Here is a 3,866-nt window from a genome sequence, read left to right as displayed (position 1 = left end):
TCTGGAGCCTCGCAATGACCATCGATTTTCCCATCCGATTTCGGACGGCCGAAGCGGCGGATGCCGCCGCCATCCGCGATATCGTGCGCGCCGCCTATGCCAAATGGGTGCCGGTAATCGGCCGCGAGCCGCTGCCGATGCGCGCCGATTACGACAAGGCTGTCGCCGAGCATCCATTCGACCTCGCCGTTGCGCAGGATCGCATTGTCGGGATGCTTGAATCCGTCCTCGCCGACGATCATCTCTGGATCGAGAATCTCTGCGTCGCGCCGGAGGCGCAGGGCAAAGGGATCGGCCGGCTGCTACTGGAGCGGGCAGAGGGCAAGGCGCGCAAGGCCGGGCGCCATCAGCTTCGCCTGCTGACCAACGGCGCGTTCGAGGCGAATGTGTCGCTCTATAAGAGGCAGGGCTATTCGGTCGACCGGGAAGAGCCGTTCATGAACGGCTCGACCGTTTATATGAGCAAGAGGATCGCGGGATGACCGACAATCGGAGCGGGGCCATGGCTGCCAGGATCAGGCTGAAGCAACTGCCAGGCCTATACGCGATTTCGAGGCTGGAAGCTGGACATGGCATTCCCGATTGGGCGGACGGGCCGGGTTTCGTCAGCATCACCAGAACCGAGGATGAGCTTTCGATAACCTGCCCGCAGGAGCGCGTTCCGGATCTCGCAAGGCAGGATCGCGACTGGGTCGCCTTCAAAGGTCCCTTTGCCTTCGGCGAAACTGGCATCGTGCTGTCTGTCATTCGGCCGCTGTCGGAGAACGGCCTCGGCATCTTCGTGGTGTCCACCTTCGATGGCGACCATCTGCTGGTGAAGGCCGCCGATCAAGCCGCGGCGGCGCGGCTGCTGGGTGACGCTGGACATACGCTACTGTAATCGGTCCCGGTGGGCGTCAGCCGGCACATCAGGCTCGACGGACGGCTGGCTCAATCGCCCGCGCTTGCGTTTGACAGGGCGCTTGCCGCATCGTTATCTCTGGCTGTATACGACGACCCACTGCAATCGAGCACCCACGGCTTGCCGAGGAGGAAAACCATGTCCCACAATCTGCAATTCTATATCGACGGCGCCTGGGTCGATCCGGTCGTGCCGAACACGCTCGATGTCATCGATCCCTCGAACGAGGACGCTTTCGCGCAGATATCGCTGGGCTCCAAGGCCGATGTCGACAAGGCGGTGGCCGCCGCCAAGCGCGCCTTCGCCAGCTTCGGCTTCACCTCGGTCGAGGAGCGGCTCGACATCCTCAACCGCGTCATCGAAATCTACAAGAAGCGCAGCAAGGACCTCGCGTTCGCCGTTTCACGCGAGATGGGCGCGCCGCGCCAGACGGCGCTGGACAGCCAGGTCGGCGTCGGCCAGGCGCATCTGGAAAAGATGGCCGAGGTGCTGAAGACCTTCCAGTTCCGCCACGTCAAAGGCTCGTCGCTTATCGTGAAAGAGCCGATCGGCGTCGTCGGCCTGATCACGCCGTGGAACTGGCCGCTGAACCAGATCACCTGCAAGGTGGGCCCCGCGCTTGCCGCCGGCTGCACCATGGTGCTGAAGCCGTCGGAGATCGCGCCGCTCGACGCCATCATTTTCGCCGAGATCATCGATGAGGCCGGCGTGCCAAAGGGTGTGTTCAATCTCGTCAACGGCGATGGCCCGAACGTCGGCCAGGCGTTGGCTAGCCACCCGGATGTCGACATGATGTCCTTCACCGGTTCGACCCGCGCCGGCATCCTCGTCGCCAAGGCGGCGGCCGACACGGTCAAGCGCGTGCACCAGGAACTGGGCGGCAAGTCGGCCAACATCCTGTTCCCGGATGTCGATCTGGAGCGAGCCGTCACCAAGGGCGTCGCCGGCTGCTTTGGCAACAGCGGCCAGTCCTGCAACGCGCCGACCCGCATGTTCGTGCCGCGCGACCGTCACGATGAGGCGGCCGGTTACGCCAAGAAGGCGGCGGAGAAATTCACCGTCGGCCCGGCCGACGCGCCCACCTCGAAGCTCGGCCCGGTGGTCAGCCAGATCCAGTTCGACAAGATCCAGGACCTGATCCAGAGCGGCATCGACGAGGGCGCCACGCTGGTCGCCGGCGGCCCCGGCCGCCCGGCCGAGCTCAATCGCGGCTACTACGTCCGCCCGACCGTCTTCGCCAACGTCACTCATGACATGCGCATCGCCAGGGAGGAGATCTTCGGCCCAGTGCTGTCGATCATGCCGTACGACACGGTCGAGCAGGCGGTCGAGCAGGCCAACGATACGGTCTATGGCCTGGCCTCCTACATCCAGGCCAAGGACATCGAGAAGGCGCGCGACGTGGCTGCCCGCATGCGCTCCGGCAACGTCTACATCAACTACCCGACCTGGGACGCCGGCCTGCCCTTTGGCGGCTACAAGCAGTCCGGCAACGGCCGCGAATATGCCGAATACGGCCTGGAGGATTTCCTCGAGATCAAGGGCATCGCGGGGTATGAGGCGGCGGAGTAGGGAGCCCGGGTTCACAACCGGAAGAGTGTCCAGGGCGACCGGCAGCCGCTACCCACCTCGAAACGCAAAAGGCCTCGCCGGCGAGATGCCCGCGAGGCCTTTTTCGAGCGCGACTTGCCGATTAGCGGCGGTCGCCGCGGCTGTCGTGGTGGCCGCCGTTGTTGGCGGCGCCAAGGCACATGCCATAGTAATCGTCATGATTGCTGCACGAATTGATGGTCGTCTGCTGGGCATAGGCCGAAGTTGCCAGGCCGGTAACAGCAACAACTGCGAAAACTGCATTGCGAAGGATCTTGGTCATCTCGATTTTCCTTTGTTTAAACTCCGGACGAGCCGGTCGATGACGGTTTTCCTGCGATTGCGTTTCGGTTTAATGGCGCTTGAGCGCGTATTTCGTTTCGAAATGGAAACTGTCCATCCCTGCAGCGGCCCAAGCCGGCCGGCACTCTGCAGGCAACGATAAACTCGTTTGCATGCAAATGTTACGCGCCGGGCGTTTCCGTGCAATGCGACGGAAACATTGATCGATCATTTAGACCGCCATCATGAAGGCGACGGGGATTGTCTCCGCCATAGCCTTGGCGAAACAGGGATAGGTCTATGTCGATATTGAAGACGTTGAATCGCATGGGTATGGCCTTGAAATACGCCCAGGACGGCCACAGGACGGCGGGGATGCTGAACGGGCTGCCGCCCGGCGCGCGTATGGATGTTGGTTTCCCTGTGATGCCGATAACCAGGCATCTGTCGCCGAACATCTGGGACGATCTGAGATAACCGTCGCCAGGAAGCTTTGATCGTCGAAGTGCCCGGGTGGCAATCATCACCTTGCGAGCTTCGGGCAATACGCCGTAACCACGCTTCTCGGCGCCTTCCAAGCTCGTCACGAGCGTATCGACGTCTGCGGTTTACCCGCGGCCCGCCTCGATGATACCGACCATCGCCCGGGTAAATTCAACCATACTGTTTGCCGTGATGGCTGCATTGTCGGGAGATTGCCCGATATGCTCGGCGGCTCCGCAACATGATCGTCGGATGCTGTCGTAGTAGGGATCTCTCTCATCGTCCGGCATCGTCGCCAAATTCAGGGCACGGCGGTGGATCATGCGCAACAGCTGCGCCAATGCTGTTTCGACACTCATGCGTTTGCTCCGCATCGGTCGAGCGTCTCGGCACACTGAGTGCCGGATCGTCGATCGGGGACATTCCCGATTCGAGCAGGCTGCGCCGTAGCTATTAATATATAGTTGACTGCTAATATAACGGGAAAACCAACCGGAGTTCAGCCGACATCGATACCCGTTGCGATGAACTCACGGTTCAAGTTTGGGAATGCGCGGAGAAAACTTTGGCTGGGGAACCTGGATTCGAACCAGGACTAACGGAGTCAGAG

At 61.8% G+C, this 3,866-nt stretch carries 6 protein-coding genes; 3 read left to right on the top strand and 3 right to left on the bottom strand.

Annotation, left to right across the window (positions count from 1 at the left end; all coding sequences use genetic code 11):
* The 3 genes from EOA28_RS27945 to EOA28_RS27935 form a co-directional block, all read left to right on the top strand.
* Positions 1–482 (top strand): GNAT family N-acetyltransferase (locus EOA28_RS27945; RefSeq protein ID WP_348633441.1); only part of this gene is annotated, 482 nt, incomplete at its 5' end.
* Between the two features lie 20 nt (positions 483–502).
* Positions 503–880, top strand: coding sequence for an ACT domain-containing protein (locus tag EOA28_RS27940; protein WP_127253214.1), 378 nt, complete (start codon positions 503–505; stop codon positions 878–880).
* Positions 881–1,039: 159 nt separating this feature from the next.
* Positions 1,040–2,473, top strand: coding sequence for an aldehyde dehydrogenase family protein (locus tag EOA28_RS27935; protein ID WP_127253216.1), 1,434 nt, complete (start codon positions 1,040–1,042; stop codon positions 2,471–2,473).
* A 121-nt stretch (positions 2,474–2,594) separates the two neighbouring features.
* Here EOA28_RS27935 and EOA28_RS27930 read toward each other — a convergent pair whose 3' ends face one another.
* The 3 genes from EOA28_RS27930 to EOA28_RS27920 all read right to left on the bottom strand — a co-directional run bounded on the left by EOA28_RS27930 (position 2,595) and on the right by EOA28_RS27920 (position 3,615).
* A complete protein-coding gene (locus tag EOA28_RS27930) occupies positions 2,595–2,774 on the bottom strand; it encodes a hypothetical protein (protein ID WP_126083057.1) in 180 nt (59 codons plus the stop codon).
* 181 nt (positions 2,775–2,955) lie between these two features.
* Positions 2,956–3,351 carry a hypothetical protein gene (locus EOA28_RS27925; RefSeq protein ID WP_127253217.1) on the bottom strand — a complete coding sequence of 132 codons (396 nt, stop codon included), beginning with the start codon at positions 3,349–3,351 and terminating at the stop codon, positions 2,956–2,958.
* 30 nt (positions 3,352–3,381) lie between these two features.
* Positions 3,382–3,615: a hypothetical protein gene (locus tag EOA28_RS27920; protein WP_126061207.1), complete on the bottom strand. Its 234-nt coding sequence runs from the start codon at positions 3,613–3,615 to the stop codon at positions 3,382–3,384.
* Positions 3,616–3,866 lie beyond the last annotated feature (251 nt).

The organism is Mesorhizobium sp. M2A.F.Ca.ET.067.02.1.1 (assembly GCF_004023285.1).
Lineage (GTDB): Bacteria > Pseudomonadota > Alphaproteobacteria > Rhizobiales > Rhizobiaceae > Mesorhizobium.
The sequence above is the reverse complement of the archived record's forward strand: the minus strand, read 5'-3'. Positions and strand labels throughout refer to the sequence as shown.